11 protein-coding genes are annotated in these 17,025 nt (G+C 61.2%); 6 read left to right on the top strand and 5 right to left on the bottom strand.

The features are described 5' to 3' along the window. Positions 1 to 143: 143 nt before the first annotated feature. Both KVU_RS04320 and KVU_RS04315 read left to right on the top strand, forming a co-directional pair. Positions 144 to 890, top strand: coding sequence for a siderophore-interacting protein (locus KVU_RS04320; protein ID WP_013384112.1), 747 nt, complete (start codon positions 144 to 146; stop codon positions 888 to 890). A 119-nt stretch (positions 891 to 1,009) separates the two neighbouring features. Further along, a complete protein-coding gene (locus tag KVU_RS04315; RefSeq protein WP_013384111.1) occupies positions 1,010 to 1,825 on the top strand; it encodes a ChaN family lipoprotein in 816 nt (271 codons plus the stop codon). On the opposite strand, the gene KVU_RS04310 is transcribed toward KVU_RS04315, so the two are convergent. The 3 genes from KVU_RS04310 to KVU_RS04300 form a co-directional block, all read right to left on the bottom strand. Continuing rightward, on the bottom strand, positions 1,787 to 3,499 hold the full coding sequence (locus tag KVU_RS04310) for an ABC transporter ATP-binding protein/permease (RefSeq protein ID WP_013384110.1): 1,713 nt from the start codon (positions 3,497 to 3,499) through the stop codon (positions 1,787 to 1,789). The two genes, KVU_RS04315 and KVU_RS04310, sit on opposite strands and share 39 nt — an antisense overlap. A gap of 1 nt (position 3,500) precedes the next feature. Then, complete coding sequence (locus KVU_RS04305) at positions 3,501 to 5,741, bottom strand: TonB-dependent receptor domain-containing protein (RefSeq protein ID WP_014537673.1); 2,241 nt, start codon at positions 5,739 to 5,741, stop codon at positions 3,501 to 3,503. Between the two features lie 148 nt (positions 5,742 to 5,889). Beyond that, positions 5,890 to 6,939 (bottom strand): siderophore-interacting protein, encoded by a 1,050-nt coding sequence (locus tag KVU_RS04300; protein WP_014537672.1) that lies wholly within the window; start codon positions 6,937 to 6,939, stop codon positions 5,890 to 5,892. 205 nt (positions 6,940 to 7,144) lie between these two features. On the opposite strand from KVU_RS04300, the gene KVU_RS04295 reads away from it, so the two are divergent. Continuing rightward, positions 7,145 to 8,920 carry a glycosyltransferase 61 family protein gene (locus KVU_RS04295; RefSeq protein WP_014537671.1) on the top strand — a complete coding sequence of 592 codons (1,776 nt, stop codon included), beginning with the start codon at positions 7,145 to 7,147 and terminating at the stop codon, positions 8,918 to 8,920. On the opposite strand, the gene KVU_RS04290 is transcribed toward KVU_RS04295, so the two are convergent. Then, the gene (locus KVU_RS04290; RefSeq protein WP_014537670.1) at positions 8,917 to 10,194 is read right to left on the bottom strand and encodes an ATP-binding protein; all 1,278 of its coding nucleotides are present in this window, start codon (positions 10,192 to 10,194) and stop codon (positions 8,917 to 8,919) included. The genes KVU_RS04295 and KVU_RS04290 overlap by 4 nt on opposite strands. Continuing rightward, positions 10,191 to 10,922: a response regulator gene (locus tag KVU_RS04285; RefSeq protein WP_013384103.1), complete on the bottom strand. Its 732-nt coding sequence runs from the start codon at positions 10,920 to 10,922 to the stop codon at positions 10,191 to 10,193. The genes KVU_RS04290 and KVU_RS04285 overlap by 4 nt, the downstream gene beginning before the upstream one ends. A gap of 383 nt (positions 10,923 to 11,305) precedes the next feature. Between KVU_RS04285 and KVU_RS04280 the strand changes: the two genes are divergently transcribed. From KVU_RS04280 to KVU_RS04270, 3 genes are read left to right on the top strand one after another with little or no spacing between them, the layout of a single operon-like run. Beyond that, positions 11,306 to 12,472, top strand: coding sequence for an efflux RND transporter periplasmic adaptor subunit (locus tag KVU_RS04280; protein WP_014537668.1), 1,167 nt, complete (start codon positions 11,306 to 11,308; stop codon positions 12,470 to 12,472). Beyond that, a complete protein-coding gene (locus KVU_RS04275; RefSeq protein ID WP_013384101.1) occupies positions 12,472 to 15,582 on the top strand; it encodes a multidrug efflux RND transporter permease subunit in 3,111 nt (1,036 codons plus the stop codon). Before KVU_RS04280 ends, KVU_RS04275 begins: the two co-directional genes overlap by 1 nt. Then, entirely contained in the window at positions 15,579 to 16,943 is a 1,365-nt protein-coding gene (locus tag KVU_RS04270) for an efflux transporter outer membrane subunit (protein WP_013384100.1), read from the top strand. Before KVU_RS04275 ends, KVU_RS04270 begins: the two co-directional genes overlap by 4 nt. Positions 16,944 to 17,025 lie beyond the last annotated feature (82 nt).

Raw genomic sequence — 17,025 nt, 5'->3', positions numbered from 1 at the left:
CGCGCGCTTCCCCCCGTGATCACCGCGTCTTCGCATCCGTGAACGATATGATCCCGCAGATTTTTCTGTCAAAGCGCTTGGCGCGTGTTAGGACGGCGGGACAATAGTTTACAAAATGACTCGTGATCTGATCGGAGGATCATATGGAAGACCAAATCATCATTCGCCACCGTTTCGACATTCGCCGCCGCACGCTGGTCGTGGCGCAAAAGGCGTATCTGACACCGCAGATGATCCGCTTTACCCTGACCAGCGACGAGTTGGACGGCTTTCAAAGCCCATCGCCCGACGATCATATCAAGCTGATCTTTCCGGATGCAGGCACCGACGAGACGGTGATGCGCGAATACACCCCCCGCGCCTTTGACGCGGATGCGGGCCAGATGGTGCTGGATTTCGCCGTCCATGACGCGGGCCCCGCCACGCAATGGGCGATTGACGCTGAGGTCGGCGACACGCTGATGATCGCAGGCCCGCGCGGCTCGGCCCAGATCGCACCGATCTTTGACTGGTATCTGCTGATCGGCGATGAAACCGCCCTGCCGGCCATGGGTCGCTGGCTGGAAGAAATGGACGATGATGTGCTGGCGATCAGCCTTGGGCTGGTGACGGACGCCGCCGAGGAGCAGGTCTTTACCTCTGCCGCTGATCTGGAGGCCATCTGGCTGCATCGCGCCGATCCGACCGACCCCGCCGTGGCACTGGCTGCTGCCGCCGATATCGACCTGCCGGACGAGGGTCGCGGTTTCATCTGGATCGCCGCCGAGGCGCAGGTCGCCCGCGCCCTGCGCGACCATTTCGCCGCGCGCGGCCACCCGCGTCCCCAGATGAAAGCCGCCGGTTACTGGACGCGCGGATTGGCCGATACCAGCGAAAAGTCGATGGACTAATTTGCATCAGATCCGCCCATAGCATAGGCAAGACACGGCAAGCCAAACGCCAGCCGTGTTTTCTTACGCATGGAAGAGCCGATGATCTTACTGACAATTAACACAAAAGGATCGCTGCAATGACAGCGATCTGGACGAATGCCGCAGGCGCGCGCCTGACCCATGCCGGGCTGATCCATCAGATGGCCCCCGCGCCCGCCGTACTGCTGGGCGAGCGTCATGACCGCGCCGATCATCACCTGTGGCAGATGCATGTGATTGCGGGCCTTGCCGCGCATCGCCCCGTCGTGGTCGGGTTCGAGATGTTCCCCGCCCGCCTTGATCCCGTGCTGGCCGAATGGGTGCGTGGTGCACTATCCGAAGCGGAATTTCTGGAACGCGCCGCATGGGGCACCTCTTGGGGGTTTCCGTCCGACCTTTACATGCCGATCTTTCGCCTGTGCCGCGATCTGCGCCTGCCGATGGTGGGCCTGAATGTGCCGCGCGCGCTGGTGCGCGCGGTGGGCGCGCATGGCTGGGACGGCGTGCCGCAGGCGGAGCGCGAAGGGCTGACGCCCGCCGCGCCCTCGCCCATGGCCTATCGCGCCTTCATCTTTGAGCTGACCGGCGGCGCGCGCGAGGGGCGCGCGGCGAAATCCGCCGACGACCCCGCATTCGACCGCTTTTTGCGCGCGCAAGAGGTCTGGGATCGCGCCTTTGCCACCCATATCCTGCGCGCCGCCCGCGCCCATCCCGGCGCGCAAGTCATTGGCGTGATTGGCATGGGCCATTTGCAGCACGGCGGCGGCGTCTCGCACCAATTGGCGGATCTGGGCTTGCCCGGCAGCCGCGTGCTGCTGCCTGTGGCCGAGGGCGATACCATGCCGGCCCCCGGTGCGGCTGATGCGATCTGCCAGCTACCCCGCCAGCTCGCGGCCACCCTCGCCCAAGGCTAGGGTCTGGGTGATGTCCAGCCCAGTGGGCGCGCGGTGGGCGACACAGATCACCATCGCTTGCGGCAGGTGCTGGCGGATCATCGACAGCATCTGACGCTCGGCCACGGGATCAAGGGCGGATGTCGCCTCGTCCATGATCAGCACATCGGGCTGCGCCAGCAGCGCGCGGGCGATGGCAATGCGCTGCTGCTCGCCCTGCGAGAGGCCCGCGATGGATTGCGCGCCGCCTGTCTCGAGCATCGAGATACGGTCGGACAGACCCACGGCGGTCAGCGCGGCAGCCAAGGCGGCGGCATCCGTATCCGCCGGATCATCGGGATAGGTCAGCATCCCCGCAAGGCTGTCAGCGGCCGTGAACGGCCCTTGCGGCAAGAAGCACAGCTTGCCTTTGGGCCGGGTGATATCGCCCGCACCGTAAGGCCAAAGCCCTGATATCGCCGCCAAAAGCGTGGACTTGCCCTGCCCAGACGGGCCACAGATCCAGACCCGCGCACCCGCGCCCAGATGCAGGAACGGCACGGGGCGCAAAGCCTCGCCCTTGGGGGTGAACAGTTGGACGCCGCGCAGGATCAGATCCGTGCCCTCGACGCGGTGCGTGATGGCGCGCGGCACATCAGGCATCGGTGCCAAGTCGCGCGTGGCGGCGAATAGCCCGTCAAGGCGTTCGGAAACTGCCGCGAATTCAGCAAGGCGGCGATATTGGAAGATGAACCAGCTGAGGGTCGTGGTCACTTGCGAAAACGCGCTTGCCATCGCCATCATGCCGCCCAAAGTCACATTGCCCGCGAAATAGGCAGGCGTCGACAGAAAGGTCGGAATGCGCAACACCGTCTGGTTATAGGGACGCGTGAACAGACCAAGGATGAGCTGCTGGTTGATCACCATCCGCCAGTTTTTCTGGATCGCGCGGAAGCGATCCGCCATGCGGCGATGCTCAGCTTCCTCACCACCTGCACGGGCGACGATCTCAGCATTCTCGCGCAATTGCATCAGGGCGTGACGGAAATCGGCCTCGCGCCGTTCTTGCATGAAATAGCGCGACTTTAACCGCCCGCCCAACATATGCGTGATCCATGTCGAAAGCGCGACATAGATGAAGGCGGTCCATACCATATAGCGCGGGATCACCACATCGAAGCCGAACAGCGTAAAGGACAGCGCAAAATCCGACAGCCCCCATAGCACCGCAACAAAGGTAAAGAGCGAAACAATGGATGAAATGAACCCCAGGGTCAGGTATAGCAGCAATTCGTTGAAGTTATTGCTGTCTTCCGCAATCCGTTGATCAGGGTTGTCGACCGGATTGGGCGAATAGCCTGCGCGTAGGTGCCAATACGCACGGCCCGCCATCCAGCGCTCCAGCGCCAGTTCGGTCAGGCGGGTGCGCAGCATCATCTGCAGGTTTTCCTGCAGCCATGTGCCGATCAGGAAGGATGACGCCGATATCGATATGATGAAAAAGAACACGCCTATCTGTTTCAGCGCCTCAGGCGCGTTCATCTGTTCCAGCGCATCATAAAAGGCGCGGTTCTGGTTGATCAGCTGCACGCCGAACCAGACGCCGACGAATTGCAGCGCCAGCACCACCCCATAAAGCCCAAGGCCGCGCCATTTGGCGCGACCCGAGAAAGCCAGCAGCGTCAGCCGCCAGATCCGTTTCAAAATGATCAGCATGTCAGAATGTATAGCTGATGCTGAGGGCGAGGTTGCGGCCCGCGCCGGTGTTCAGCTCGATCGGCGAGCCGTTGGCGACCGCCGTGGTGGGCACCAAAGCGGCGCTTGCCGCGCTCATGACATAGTATTTCTCGTCAAAGACGTTGTTCACCTGCATGTTCAGAACGACATTGGGCGCAAATTCCCACGACGCGCCAAGGTCGAGCAATTGATACGACGGCGGGGTGAAATTCGTCTCGACCGCAGGGGTCGTCTTGCTGGCAAAGGTCGCATCGGCGCGCAGCGTCAGGCCATAATCTGCGAATGTATAACTTGCGCCAATCACAGCCGACAGCGGCGGCACCAGATGGCCGGTGGTGGCCGAGGTCGGCGTCGCCCGCTGCTCGCCATCCATCCACGCCAGCGATCCGGTCAAGGTCAGCGCATCGCTGACTTCCCATGCGCCTTCAGCCTCGATGCCCCAGGTTTTGACCGCGGCGATATTGCGATAGGAAATGTCATTGGTGTTTGGGATGAACCAGAAGCTTTCAATGAAATTCTCGTATTCCGCCTTGAACGCGTTCACCGACCAATAGCTGTTGCCATATTCGCCGCGGACACCAACCTCGATGCTTTGCACCTCTTCGGGCACCAGCCAAGGCGCCGGCACAAGGTCATAAGTGCCCGAGGCCGATGAGGTATAAAGCTGTTGGAACGTCGGCATTTTAAAGCCTTCGCCGTAATGCGCCCAGACCGAATAGGTATCGTTAAACCGCCATGTCGCGCCCAGCGAGGTGAGCAGTTCATCGGCGCGGCGATCTGTCGTCGGGTTATCGGCATGGGGCAGCACCGAGGAATTCAGCGAGGGCGACATGCGATAGGTCGCAAAGCGCAGGCCGGGCGTGACTTCCAGCTTGCCGCCAAACAGCGTGATCTGGTCCTGCACATAGATGTCCGCGCGGGTCGTGGTGCCATCGGTAAAGTTAAAGCCGTTCGGGACGCTGTCGACGCTGGTGCCTTGGGTCACATTCACCACCGTGCGGCGGCGGTCATAGCTGGTCTCGGTGTAATCGCCGTCAAAGCCATAGGTCAGCACATGGCTGGTCGCGCCCAGATTAAAACGCGACGTCGCCTGAATATCCAGTTCAAGGAAATCTTCGGAATAATCGACATAGTCAAAGGTGCGGGTGATATCGCCATTGGCGGCGCGGGCGACAGCCTCGGCCACCTGGTCATAGCCCGAGGGGCTGAAGGACAAGGTGCTATTGAGCGTGTCAATGAAGCCGCCGATATTTGCCTCGTGATCAATCGCATAGCGGGTGCGGTTGATGTCACGCGTGCGCGGGTTCGCGATGTTATAGCTGGTGCCGCTTGGGCCCAAAGTCGCGCGGTTCTCGATCTGTGCCAGACGATCAAGGCGGTCATAGCTAAAGCTGAGGCGCTGGTCGGCGGTGATATCCCAGTCCAGCTTTACCAACATGCGATCAGTCGTGCGATCCAGCGGATTGAATGCGCCGCAGCTCGTGTTGCCATAGGCGACCGCGCGCCCGCAGGCCCATGGGCCGCCATTGGGGTCGGCATTCGATAGGCGCATCTCGTGATCGACCGTGCGCGAGCGTGCGATCATCGCCGAGACATTATGGCTGAACCGCTGCGCAAAAGCCGCCGCCACATTGGTCGAGCGGGTGACTTCGCTGTATCCCACCGTGACCTGCCCGCCGTGCGTCTCGCCTGCGGCGATCAGATCATCCGGCCCGATGGTGCGCAGTGCCAGCACACCGCCAAGCGCATCCGCGCCCCACAGCACCGATGCCGGCCCCCGCACGACATCCGCCTGCGTGGTAAAGTTGAAATCCAGATAATCGCGCGAGCCATCGGTGATCCGCTCGGGGATGCGGCCGCCATCGACCTGCATCTGGATGCGGTTGCCCTCGACCCCGCGAATGCGCAGGCCAATCTGGCTACCGCCAAAGGGATCGCCGCTCAGAACCTGGCGCGAGGCCGTGATCCCGGGTATATTGCGGACCAGATCTTCCAACGACTGAACGTTGCGCTGCTCGATCTCGTCATTTGTGACGACCGAGATGTTCCCCTCGACATCGGTTAGGGCCCGGCCGATGCGGTCAGCCAGCACCGTAATGCGGCCGATATAATTGCTGTAAGCGGTGGTTTCGGTGGTCGTCTGGGCGATGGCGGGCATGGACAGCCCAGCACAGGCCGTGCTGGCTAGCAGCACGACACGCGCCGTGAATGGCAAGCGCATGGAAAATCTCCAAAAATGTGAGAAAAGCTGGCGTCATGCGCTGGCGCGGAGTTTGCGCCGTGAAACCGGCACCAAACATGGGTGCCGGTTTATATTTCCGATAATTTAAATCAAGATATGCCTCATTTATTCGCGGCATGTGCGTTTATTATGCATCAGTGCCCTGTCCCGCGCTCCAGAATGCGGTGACATTGGACTCGCCGCGCGTCAGACCCTTTGTCTCGCGCAGCCAGATGCGGGTGGCCTCGGCCTCGGCACTCTCGGCGCCGACATAGACGAAACGGTCTGTTTCGGGCAGCGGTGTGGCGCGGATCGCATCCGCAACTGCGCCGGGGGTGCGCTCGATCCATCGCAAGGTGATGCCGGGGGGATGCCGTATCACCTGACGGTCAGCCTGATCGGCCAATGCGATCACGGCAACACCGGTGGTGGATTGGGGCAGACGCGCCAAATACAGCGCAATCGCCGGAAGCGATGTTTCATCGCCGAAAAACGCGACCCAGCCGGGGAAATCGCGCTTCATCGTCGTCGGCCCCATCAGACCGATCACATCACCCGGCGTGGCTCGCTCAGCCCATGCGCTGACGCGCCCACCCGCATGGATATAGATATCAAAGTCCATCCAGCCTGCATCTGCGTCAATCTCGCGCACCGTATACACAGGTCGGTGAAGAGCCAGATCACCATCAGGCCAATTGGTCCGCCCCGAGGCATCAATCACCGGCCAGCGCAGCACCGAGCCGCCTTGCGCCTCATCGGGCGGCAGGGCCGAGATGACAAAGCGGAAATGCAAGCCGTCCACCGCATAGCGCGCGACATCGTCAAACGTCAGCCGGACACGGCGGAAATTGGGGCTGATCTGGCGGATATGAACGAGCGTGGCCAGCGTCAGGTTCGGCGGCAGCGCGCCCTCATCGACATGGGCCCAATCCAGACGCGGCACCGGGTCCAGCCGGTCCAGCCGGTTCAGCACCAGTTGTTGCAGCAGATATAGCTGGCGCCCGGTCTGCGCCTCGAGCGTCACATCAAGACCGCTGCCCTCAGGCACCACGCCAATGCGCCCCGCCGACAATTGCAGGCTAAGTGCACCCGCCGTCTGACGAGGCTCGATGTCTAAAAGCCGTGCAAATTCAGTAAAGCTGTCCACGATCTGCGCGGGTTGCGCGTCATGAATTCGGGCGGTAATCGTCTGCATCATCAGCAGCCTCCGTAAAGGGAACGAAAGGCTGGCGCGCGGAAATGCGATGCTGGCGAAAGCGGGCCCGGGGCCCCTGCCTTGTGAGGAACCATAAAGCCGCGATCTTTGCAATTGGATCGATGATCATAGGCGCATCGGCCATTTTCAAGGTGGACAGCCCGCCCCGGCTTCGACAAATTAACAGCAGCACATATTGGATGATTGCATGACCTTCCCGCCGCCCATCAGCGCTGCCACACCGCAAGATTTTTTTCGGCCCGGCGTGGATGAAGGCCTATGGCTGCTGCGGCCCGAAAGCATGGAGCCGGTGCCATTTGAACGCGCGAATATTACTTGGATTTCGCTGGCCAGTGATCACCGCGTCAGACTAACGACTGATATGTTGATGCGCACCCATCCCAGCAATGGCAACAGCCTGCTGTTTCCCACAGTTATTGCCTATGCTCAGGATGTGACAGTTAGCCAATCCTATATGGCGATCGGCGGGAAGTATCTGCTGAACTCAGCAGGCGCTTTACGCATTCGCGGCAAGGCAATAAGCGCAAAAGAGCAGGACAATGACGGCGCCAAAGACGCCGCGTTGACACGCTACTTGGCGGCGGGCGCGAGAGAGGCGCAGCCGCTGGAAGTGTGGAAAGGTGCAGACCCGCGCGATCTGGATTTTGTGATCGACACGCGCAACTTCCACAATTTTTATCACTTCACCAAAGAAGCCTTATCGCTTTTAACCCTTTACGGGCGCTACGGTCTACGCGGACGCATTATCTTTTATTCAAAGAACACAAAGGATCATAAGGTTGGCGACTTTGTGCAGCAATCTATCCAGGCTTGGTTCCCAGAGTTGGCGGATAGAATCGAAGTGACCGGCAGCAACCGCGACGGTGAAGGGTATAGCGCCCCTGCCGCGCTTATCGCCTATGATACGATCAGTTATTTTTTACAAAGCAACAAAAACTGCTTTCCCAATATCACCAGGTTTGGCGTCAAGGTCGAGCGCAAGCCGGGATTAGGCAATGCGCGCGACATGGGGCGTATGTCGGTCGAATCGCCACTGGTCTCGCTGCGAGAGCGAGCCATGCGCTACATTGATCGCAGTGCACCGCAAAAATTGCGTCTATATGTCGAGCGCCGGTCAACGCGCAGTCGTCCTGTCGTGCAAGAGCATCTGCTGACAGATATTTTGAAGCGCCATGGCTTTCGCACGATCGCATTCGAGGATTCGATCGTGCCTGAACAGGCCGCGCTCGTTGCAAATTGCGAGGCGATGGTGTCGATCCACGGTGCAGGCATGACGAATATGCTTTATGCGCCAATTGGCGCTAAAGTGTTCGAGCTGTCGAATACACAGACTTTGGTTGGACGATTTGGCGATTTCAATCCAATCGCCAATGCGGCCTCGGTCACCTATGCGCATATCTATCTTGATCACGACCATGATGATCCCAGTATCGTGCCGCGGATCGTTCCCGACAAGCATCGTGGCGTGCGCCTAACGCCTTTCTCCGCGGCAGCGGCGGCGGGCTATATTTTGGCGACATTGGACCCACAAGCGGCACAAGACGCGAAAGCCTTATGCGAGGCGGCAAATGCCGCTGGTGACTTTGAACAGCTTGAACAACTGTTGGATCAGCACCAAGACATCATATCCCATATAGCGGATTACCATGTCTGGCGGGCCAATTTGGCCGCGCAAAGGCAAGATCGCTCGGCGGTTTTGCGCAAGCTGATCCATGCGCTGATGCTGGCACCGCGCAGGATCATGTTGATCAAACGCCTACTGCCTGTCGCGATAGAGTTTTCCGATCAGGTGACATTTGAATTTGCTGCACGGCAATTGCATCGCATCGACGAGGCGGAGTTTATCGCCTTTTTCGACAAGCACAAATGGCCAATCCCAGCGAATGTGACGCTGAGCGGCGGTGAGGATGACGAAGGCGCGGGTTTGGACGCCGTCTCAGAAGCACGTCGCGCGACTGACTAGCGCCGGGCCGCCTTGCGCAGGCGCCCTGCCGTGCGCGGCAGGATGATCGTCTGTTCCAGCCCGGCGGGCTTGAGGTTGCGGATCGAGATCGTGCCGTCGAACCGCTCGATAATTTCTTTGGCAATCGCAAGACCCAGGCCCGCGCCGGGTACCGATTTGCGGCGGGCCATATCGACGCGAAAGAACGGCTCGAACACGCGCTCGAGCAGCTCATCGGGAATGCCGGGGCCATTGTCACGAATGACGATGCGCGCGGATTGGCAGTCGATCTGCAAATAGACGCTGGCGCCGCCGCCGTGCAGAACGGCATTGCTGATCAGGTTGCGCAAGGCGCGCTTCAGACCGATCAGCTCGGCCTGCACGATCACGGGGCGCGAGGGGATCGCGGTCAGCACGGCGCCCTCCTCGAGTTCCGCCATCACATCGCCCAGCGGGCCGCGCAGGTCGATCGTTTCGCGCGCATGGGGGCCGACCTCTTCGCGCACCAGACGAATGGCACTATCGGCAATCACATCCATTTCCTCGAGGTCGGACAGCCATTTGGCCTGTTCCTCGGGATCGGCGATGAATTCGGCACGCAGGCGCATCCGCGTCAGCGGCGTGCGCAGATCATGGCCCGCGGCCGCGACCAGCCGCATCCGGCTTTCCATCGACTTGCGCAGCCGCTGCGATAGCTGGTTCAGCGTGCGCGCCATGTGACGGATTTCGGGGGGGCCAGACTCGGGCACATGCGGGATGACGCCATCGGGGCCGATCCGCTGCATGGCGCGTTCAACCACCGCCAAAGGCCGCGATATCCCCGACGCAACATAAAGCGCCATGCCCGCCGTACCCAAAGTGATCAGCCCGATCCACATCCCCAACAATACGAAACGATCTTCGGGCGCGCTGAAATCGGGGACTTGCGCGATCATCCAATGCCCATCCGACAGGCTCATCGAGGCAATCAGATAGGCCGCATCCGACCCGCGCGAAATGACAATCTCGCGCAGGGGCAGGATCTGCTCGGCGACGGGGCGCAGGAATTTGATCGCCTCGGCATCCTCGTGCAGGCGAAAAGGCGCGGTCGCGATCTCGACCCCGGCAAGGCGCGCCATATCGGGGTCCGCCTCGGCCAGCCGCGCCAGCCCCTCCAACTGGTTCACAATCGGCACAACGGCGGCATCGACATAGCGCGGCTCGATCACATGCAGCACGGCGACGGTGGCCAAAAACACCACCGCCAAAATAGAGCCGATCAGCACCAGTGACAGACGCAAGCGCAGCGAGATCAATGCGAGGCTCCGTATTCGGCGCGGGCGGTTTCGACCACCGGCACCACCAATTGATAGCCCGCATTGCGTACCGTTTTGAACAACGGCTCTGACGTCTTTTCCGCAAGCTTGCGGCGCAGGCGGCTCATCAGCACATCGACGGAACGGTCAAGCGGTTCATGCTCGCGGTTGCGCGTCAGATCCAGCAGCCGCAGGCGCGACAGCACACGTCCCGGACGCTCGAGGAAAACGCAGAGCAATTCAAACTCGGCCCCGGTCAACTCGAGCGCGGTGCCATCGGCGGCCAGCACCTGATGCAGCGCAGTATCGGCGGAGAGGCCCGCGAACAGATAGGTCGCAGGCGCCGCCACCTCCTCGGGTTGCGAGGCGACGCGGCGCAACACCGCTTTGATCCGGGCGACCAGCTCGCGCGGGTTGAACGGCTTGCCCAGATAATCATCCGCGCCCAGTTCCAGCCCGATGATGCGGTCGACATCCTCTTTCAGCGCGGTCAGCAGCACAACCGGCACATGCGGGTTCGCAGAGGACAGCTCGCGGCACATCTCGAGGCCGGAGCCGTCCGGCAACAGCACATCCAGCACCACCAGATCAGGGGTTTCATGCGACAGACGTTGCATACATTCACGGCGGCTTGCGGCCATTGTGACGCGAAACCCCTGCCCGCTCAGGTACCGGCTGAGAAGGCTGCGGATCTCGGGATCATCATCAACGATTAGAATATGGTTCACCGCAAAACTGCCCTTTACCTGCGCTGGCCTGCTTATATCCTACGCGACACATAGGGGCGTGGTTTTTCATGTCAAACGATGTCTGCCCGAATTTCAGACATGTTTTGACACAAAAAAGATGATCCAGAAACATTCAGACACATTAATGACGAAGAGCAGCAAAAAACCGTTGTTAGATGGGCATCATCCATACTCAGGGGTGTCTTGCCGCAATATTGAAAATCACCGACCATATTTTGGTCGTCGACGCGCCCCTAAAGTTGGGCAGGCCATAAAATAGAGCCTGTGACGATTGGCGCATTCGCATCGCAGATCTTTATCTGCGATGTTTTTCATTGCGAATAGACCCTCAGAGCAACGTTAATCATCTTACGAGGCCCAAGATGAAATCAAGCTTGTCCGGCGGCACCCTCCCGGTTGTCGGCACTGCCGTTTTCGCCCTGCTGGCACTGCCTGCTTTTGCGCAAAATGCTCCGCCGCCCAGCCCGGTCGGCGTGGTTGAAATGCACCAGCAAGCCGTGCCCCGCACCATCACTGTCCCCGGTCGCGCCATCGCAGCCGAGGAAACACTGGTGCGCCCGCGCGTCAACGGCATCATCACCCGTATTCTGTATCAGGCAGGCCGGCCCATCACCGCCGGCACCCCGATGTTCGAGATCGAGCCCGCCGTCTATGAGGCAGCCGTCGTGCAGGCCCAGTCGAATGTCGCCTCGGCCGATGCTGGCGTGCGTCAGGCACAATCGGCATTCGACCGCGCACAGCGCCTGGTGGGTTCCGGCACGACGCAGGCTGATGTTGAAAGCGCACAGGCCACCCTTGATCAGGCTTTGGCAAGCTATGCCGTTGCCGAGTCGACCTTGAATTTGGCGCAGTTGGAACTGGGCTGGACCACCGTGGTTGCGCCGATTGACGGCATGGCCAGCGTCTCCGAAGTCTCGATCGGCGATCTGGTATCCGCCGCCCAAGCCAGCGGCTTGGCCACCGTGACCACGCTTGATCCGATCGAGGTTGACCTCTACGGCCCCGCCGTGCGCCTGCAACAATTGCAATCGCAAATCGACAGCAGCCGCACCGGGGTTCTGCGCGACCTGCAAGCGACGCTGACGCTGGAAGATGGACGCGCCTATGAGACCGCTGGCCAATTCGTCGCGCCCGGTTTCTCGGTTTCGACCACCACCGGCACGATCGAGACGCGGTTCAGCTTTGAAAACCCTGATTTCCTGCTGCTGCCGGGCATGTTCGTGCGCGGTCAGGTCGTCTTTGGCGAACAACAGGGCTTCCTTGTGACCCAGACCGCCGCCACGCGTGACCGTCAGGGCAATCTGACCGTCTGGGTTGTCGAGAACGGCACCGCGGTACAGCGCGCGGTCACCGATGCGGGCGTCTGGCAACACCATTGGATCATCACCGACGGGCTGAGCGAAGGCGATCAGCTGATCGTAGACGGCACTTCGATGCTGGCCCCGGGCGCCGCCGTCACCCCCGTGCCGGTCACCATTGATGACGCCGGCCTCATCCATGACGCCAGCGCCCCTGCAGGTGGCAACTGATGGCTCAGTTCTTCATCCACCACCGCGTATTCGCATGGGTGTTGGCGATTGCGACCATGTTGCTGGGCGCGATCGGGATGTCGCGCCTGTCTATCGCCCAATATCCTGACATCGCACCCACAACAGTGCAGGTCATGGCGACCTATACTGGCGCCTCGGCCGAGATCGTCGCCGATTCCGTGACCACCGTCATCGAAGACGGCATGACCGGCATCGACGGTTTGGTTTACATGACCTCCAGCTCGTCGACAGGTTCGGCGACGGTGACCTTGACCTTTAATGAATCGGTCGATCCTGACATCGCACAGGTGCAGGTACAAAACCGCCTGCAAATGGTCTCGGCGCAGCTCCCCTCGGTCGTGCAGCAAAACGGCGTGCAGGTCTATCGGTCCAGCTCGTCGATCCTGCTGGTGGGCGCGCTGACATCCGAGGATGGCAGCTATTCCGTCGTAGAACTGGGCGATTTGACCAGCCAAGTGCTGGAGGACCCGGTGCGCCGCACCTCGGGCGTAGGCTCGATCCAGTCCTTCGCATCCAGCTATGCGATGCGTATCTGGCTCGATCCGATGAAAATGGTGCAATATCAGGTCACGACTGCCGATGTTCTCAGCGCCGTTTCGGATCAGAACACCAATGTCACCGTCGGCACATTGGGCAGCCGCCCCGTGGTTGACGGCCAGCGCCTGACGATCCCGCTTTCGGCACAATCGCAATTGAGCACCGTTTCAGAGTTTGAAAACATTCTGATGCGCGTGAACGAAGACGGTGCAACCGTCTTTCTTGGCGACGTTGCCCGTATCGAGATCGGCCAGGAAAGCTATGCCTTTGACTCGCTGTATAACGGCAAGCCCGCCTCGGGTTTTGCGGTAAACCTTGCGACCGGGGCCAATGCTGTCGACACGGCCGAGGCCGTACGCCACACGCTTGCCACCCTCGAGAGCACCCTGCCCGACGGCGTTTTCCTGGTTTACCCCTATGACACCTCGCCCTTCGTCGAGAAGTCGATTGAAAAAGTCTATCACACGCTGATCGAAGCCATCATTCTGGTCTTTGTCGTCATCCTTGTGTTCTTGCAAAGCTGGCGCGCAACGATCATCCCGATTGTCGCCATTCCGGTGGTGCTGCTGGGCACGATGGGTGTGCTGGCGGTGCTGGGCTATTCCATCAACACCTTGACCATGTTCGCCCTTGTGCTGGCGATCGGCCTCTTGGTCGATGACGCCATCGTGGTGGTGGAAAACGTCGAGCGTGTGATGGAGGAAACCGGCCTTGGTCCCGTTGAGGCGACCGAGAAGTCGATGAAGGAAATCACCTCGGCTCTCGTCGGTATCGTGCTGGTGCTGTCGGCGGTGTTCCTGCCCATGGCCTTTATGAGCGGCTCGACCGGCGTGATCTATCGCCAATTCTCGGTGACGATCATCACCGCCATGGTTCTGTCGCTGGGCGTTGCAATCATTCTGACGCCTGCGATGTGTGCCAGCATGCTGCGCGCGCGCAAGCACGGCGAAAGCAAGTTCCCGCCCGCGCGTTGGTTCAACCGCGGTATGGACAAGACCACCAAGGGCTATGGCGGCGTGATCAAGCTGCTGGTGCGCCGTCCGATCTTTATGATCATCGTGCTGCTGGGCATCAGCTGGGTTGCACTGGGTCGGTTCCAGGATCTGCCCTCGTCCTTCGTCCCGCAAGAGGACCAGGGCGTGCTGATGGCGATTGTCGAGACGCCTGACGGCTCGACCATGGAAGTCACGCGCGAATTGCTGGACCGCATCCAGACCTATCTGCTGGAAGAAGAAAGCGAAGCTGTCGAGGCCGTCTTTGGCATCCTTGGCTTCTCGTTCTCGGGGCAAAGCCAAAACGGCGGTATGCTGTTCGTCAAGCTGCATGACCACGAGGATCGCCTGGGCACCTCGGCGGCAGATCTGGCGAACCGCGTCAACGGTCACTTCTTTATGACCAACCGCACCGGCTTTGTCTTCTTCCTGCAACCGCCGGCCATTCAGGGTCTGGGCACCAGCGCAGGCTTTACGATGCAGCTGGTCGATCAGGCGCAAAACGGGCAAGAGGCGCTGGCCGCCGCTGCTGCCGAACTGCGCGCCCGCGTGCAGGCCGATGGCCGCATCACCAACGTTCAGGGCGGCGATGATCCGTTCCAAAGCGCGCTGCGTCTGAACATCGACCAACAAAAGGCCGCCGCTTTTGGCCTGAGCATTTCCGAAGTCAACGCCATGCTGTCGGTGATCTTCTCGGGCAGCGAAGTGAATGACTTTGCCATGGGCAGCGGCCTGCGTCCGGTGATCGTGCAGGGCGAAGCCTCGGCCCGCAGCCAGCCTGACGATATCGACAGATGGTATGCGCGCAACAGCAGCGGCGAGATGGTTCCCTTCTCGGCCTTTGCCTCGCGCGTGTGGGATCAACAGGCCGAAACCGTCACCCGTTACGGCGGCACGCTGGCGATGGAGATCAGCGGCGAGGCCGTTCCGGGCCTGTCCTCGGGCGATGCAATGGCGATCATGGAGGAGCTGGTCAGCGAACTCGACGGCGGTTACGGCGTTGCGTGGACGGGCCTGTCCTATCAGGAACGCCAGTCGGGCGATCAGGCGACAATGCTGTTTGCGCTGTCGGCGATGGTCGTCTTCCTTGCTCTTGCTGCGCTTTACGGCAGCTGGTCGGTGCCTTTCGCGGTGATGATGTCGGTGCCGGTCGGTATCTTGGGGGCGGTTGTCGCCGCCGGATGGTTCGGCCAGTCCAATGACGTCTATTTCAAGGTGGGTCTGCTGACGACCATCGGTCTGGCTGCGCGAAACGCGATCCTGATCGTGGAATTCGCCCAGCAACTGCACCACGAAGGCAAAACCCTGCGCGAAGCGGCGATCATGGCGGCCCAGATGCGTCTGCGTCCGATCCTGATGACGACCTTTGCCTTCATGCTGGGTGTTCTGCCTTTGGCGATTGCAACCGGCGCAGGTGCGGCGGCGCAAAACTCGATCGGCATTGGTGTGCTGGGCGGGATGACCTCCTCGGGTGCGATCGGGATTTTCCTTGTGCCCGCTTTCTATGTGGCCGTGCTGTCCTTTGTTGGACTGTTCACGAAAAAGGGAAAAACGGCATGACCTTTCTTGGTAAAGGACTGACAACGCTTCCGATCCTGCTGCTCACGGCTGCCTGTGTGGCCGTGGGACCGGACCCGCAAAGCACCCCGGCCCCTGCCGTTCCCACGACATTCGTGGGCGGCGACGGGGCGGCCCTGCCCGCTGTCGCGCAGACAGCGTTCTGGGCCGATTACCGCGATAGCACGCTGACGGCGATCATCACGCGCGGTCTGTCGCAAAACCTTGATGTGCTGGCCGCAAACCAGCGCATCGACGCCGCGCGCGCCGCGGCTGCCGCCACCGGTATCATGGCCAGCCAAGGCAGCAGTTCCCTTGGCACCCAGCGCACGCGCACCTCGGGCGATGGCATTGCAACAACCGAGGCGAATACCTCGACCCTCTCGGCCGCTTTTGTCTTCGACCTGTTCGGTGGACAACTGCGCGCCCGCGAGGCCGCATCGGCCAGTCTGATGTCTGCCGAGGCTGGCGCACAGACCACGCGTCTTGCGTGGCTGGCCGAGGTCATCTCCGCCTATGGCAACGCCCGCTATTACCAAGAGGCGATGACCCTGACGCGCAACACGATCGCCACGCGCGAGCGTACCGTCGAGGTGACGCGCAACAAGCTGAACGTCGGCACCGCCACCGATTTTGAAGTGGCGCAGGTCGAGGCGCTGCTGTCCGCGTCGCGCGCCGATCTTCCGACCCAGGAAGCAGCGTTCAACGCGCAGATCTTTAGCCTTGCGGCGTTGCTGAACGAGCCTGCGGGCCCGCTGATGGCGCAAATGCAACGCGGCGCCTCGATGCTGCGCGTGCCGGCTGCCCCCCGCGTTGGTGTTCCGGCAGACCTGCTGCGCAACCGTCCCGATGTGCGCGCGGCTGAACATGATCTGGTCGCCGCGATGGCAGATATCGGCGTGGCAGAGGCCAGCCTCTACCCCTCGCTGACGTTGTCGGGCACCGCCACGGCAACATCGGGCACCGATGTCTTTAGCTTTGGCCCCAGCCTCTCGCTGCCGCTGCTGAACCAAGGCACATTGCGCGCGACCCGTGACCAGCGCATCGCGCTGGCGGATCAGGCACAGACAGCTTGGCGCGCCAGCGTTGTCTCGGCCATTGCCGATGTGCAGACCCAGAACTCGAACCTGCAGCGCTATCGTCAGCAATTGTCGGCGCTCGAGGCGTCCGTTGCCGCCTACGACCGCGCGTTCGAACTGGCACAGCGCAATTTCGAAGAGGGCTCGCTCGCCCTGCTTGATCTGCTCGAGGTTGACCGCTCGCTTGCGTCGGCCCGTCTCAGCCTTGCCGCAGCGCGCAATACGGCCGCGCAATCCTGGGCAAGCCTGAACATCGCCATCGGCGCGGGTGCAAACCCGGCCTAAGCGGACAAAGTCGCGGGTGCCAACCCGGCCTAAGGCTGCAAACATTTGCCTGAAATTGAAAAGGCCCGGGGGAAACCCCGGG

It is taken from the genome of Ketogulonicigenium vulgare WSH-001 (genome assembly GCF_000223375.1).
Classification (GTDB): Bacteria; Pseudomonadota; Alphaproteobacteria; order Rhodobacterales; family Rhodobacteraceae; genus Ketogulonicigenium; species Ketogulonicigenium vulgare.
The sequence above is the reverse complement of the archived record's forward strand: the minus strand, read 5'-3'. Positions and strand labels throughout refer to the sequence as shown.

Bases quoted from the DNA above. Each gene is read 5' to 3' on its own strand.
- KVU_RS04275 (WP_013384101.1), top strand. From the start codon at position 12,472: ATGGCTCAGTTCTTCATCCACCACCGCGTATTCGCATGGGTGTTGGCG.
- KVU_RS04295 (WP_014537671.1), top strand. From the start codon at position 7,145: ATGACCTTCCCGCCGCCCATCAGCGCTGCCACACCGCAAGATTTTTTT.
- KVU_RS04310 (WP_013384110.1), bottom strand. From the start codon at position 3,499: ATGCTGATCATTTTGAAACGGATCTGGCGGCTGACGCTGCTGGCTTTC.
- KVU_RS04315 (WP_013384111.1), top strand. From the start codon at position 1,010: ATGACAGCGATCTGGACGAATGCCGCAGGCGCGCGCCTGACCCATGCC.
- KVU_RS04280 (WP_014537668.1), top strand. From the start codon at position 11,306: ATGAAATCAAGCTTGTCCGGCGGCACCCTCCCGGTTGTCGGCACTGCC.
- KVU_RS04300 (WP_014537672.1), bottom strand. From the start codon at position 6,939: ATGATGCAGACGATTACCGCCCGAATTCATGACGCGCAACCCGCGCAG.
- KVU_RS04305 (WP_014537673.1), bottom strand. From the start codon at position 5,741: ATGCGCTTGCCATTCACGGCGCGTGTCGTGCTGCTAGCCAGCACGGCC.
- KVU_RS04270 (WP_013384100.1), top strand. From the start codon at position 15,579: ATGACCTTTCTTGGTAAAGGACTGACAACGCTTCCGATCCTGCTGCTC.
- KVU_RS04320 (WP_013384112.1), top strand. From the start codon at position 144: ATGGAAGACCAAATCATCATTCGCCACCGTTTCGACATTCGCCGCCGC.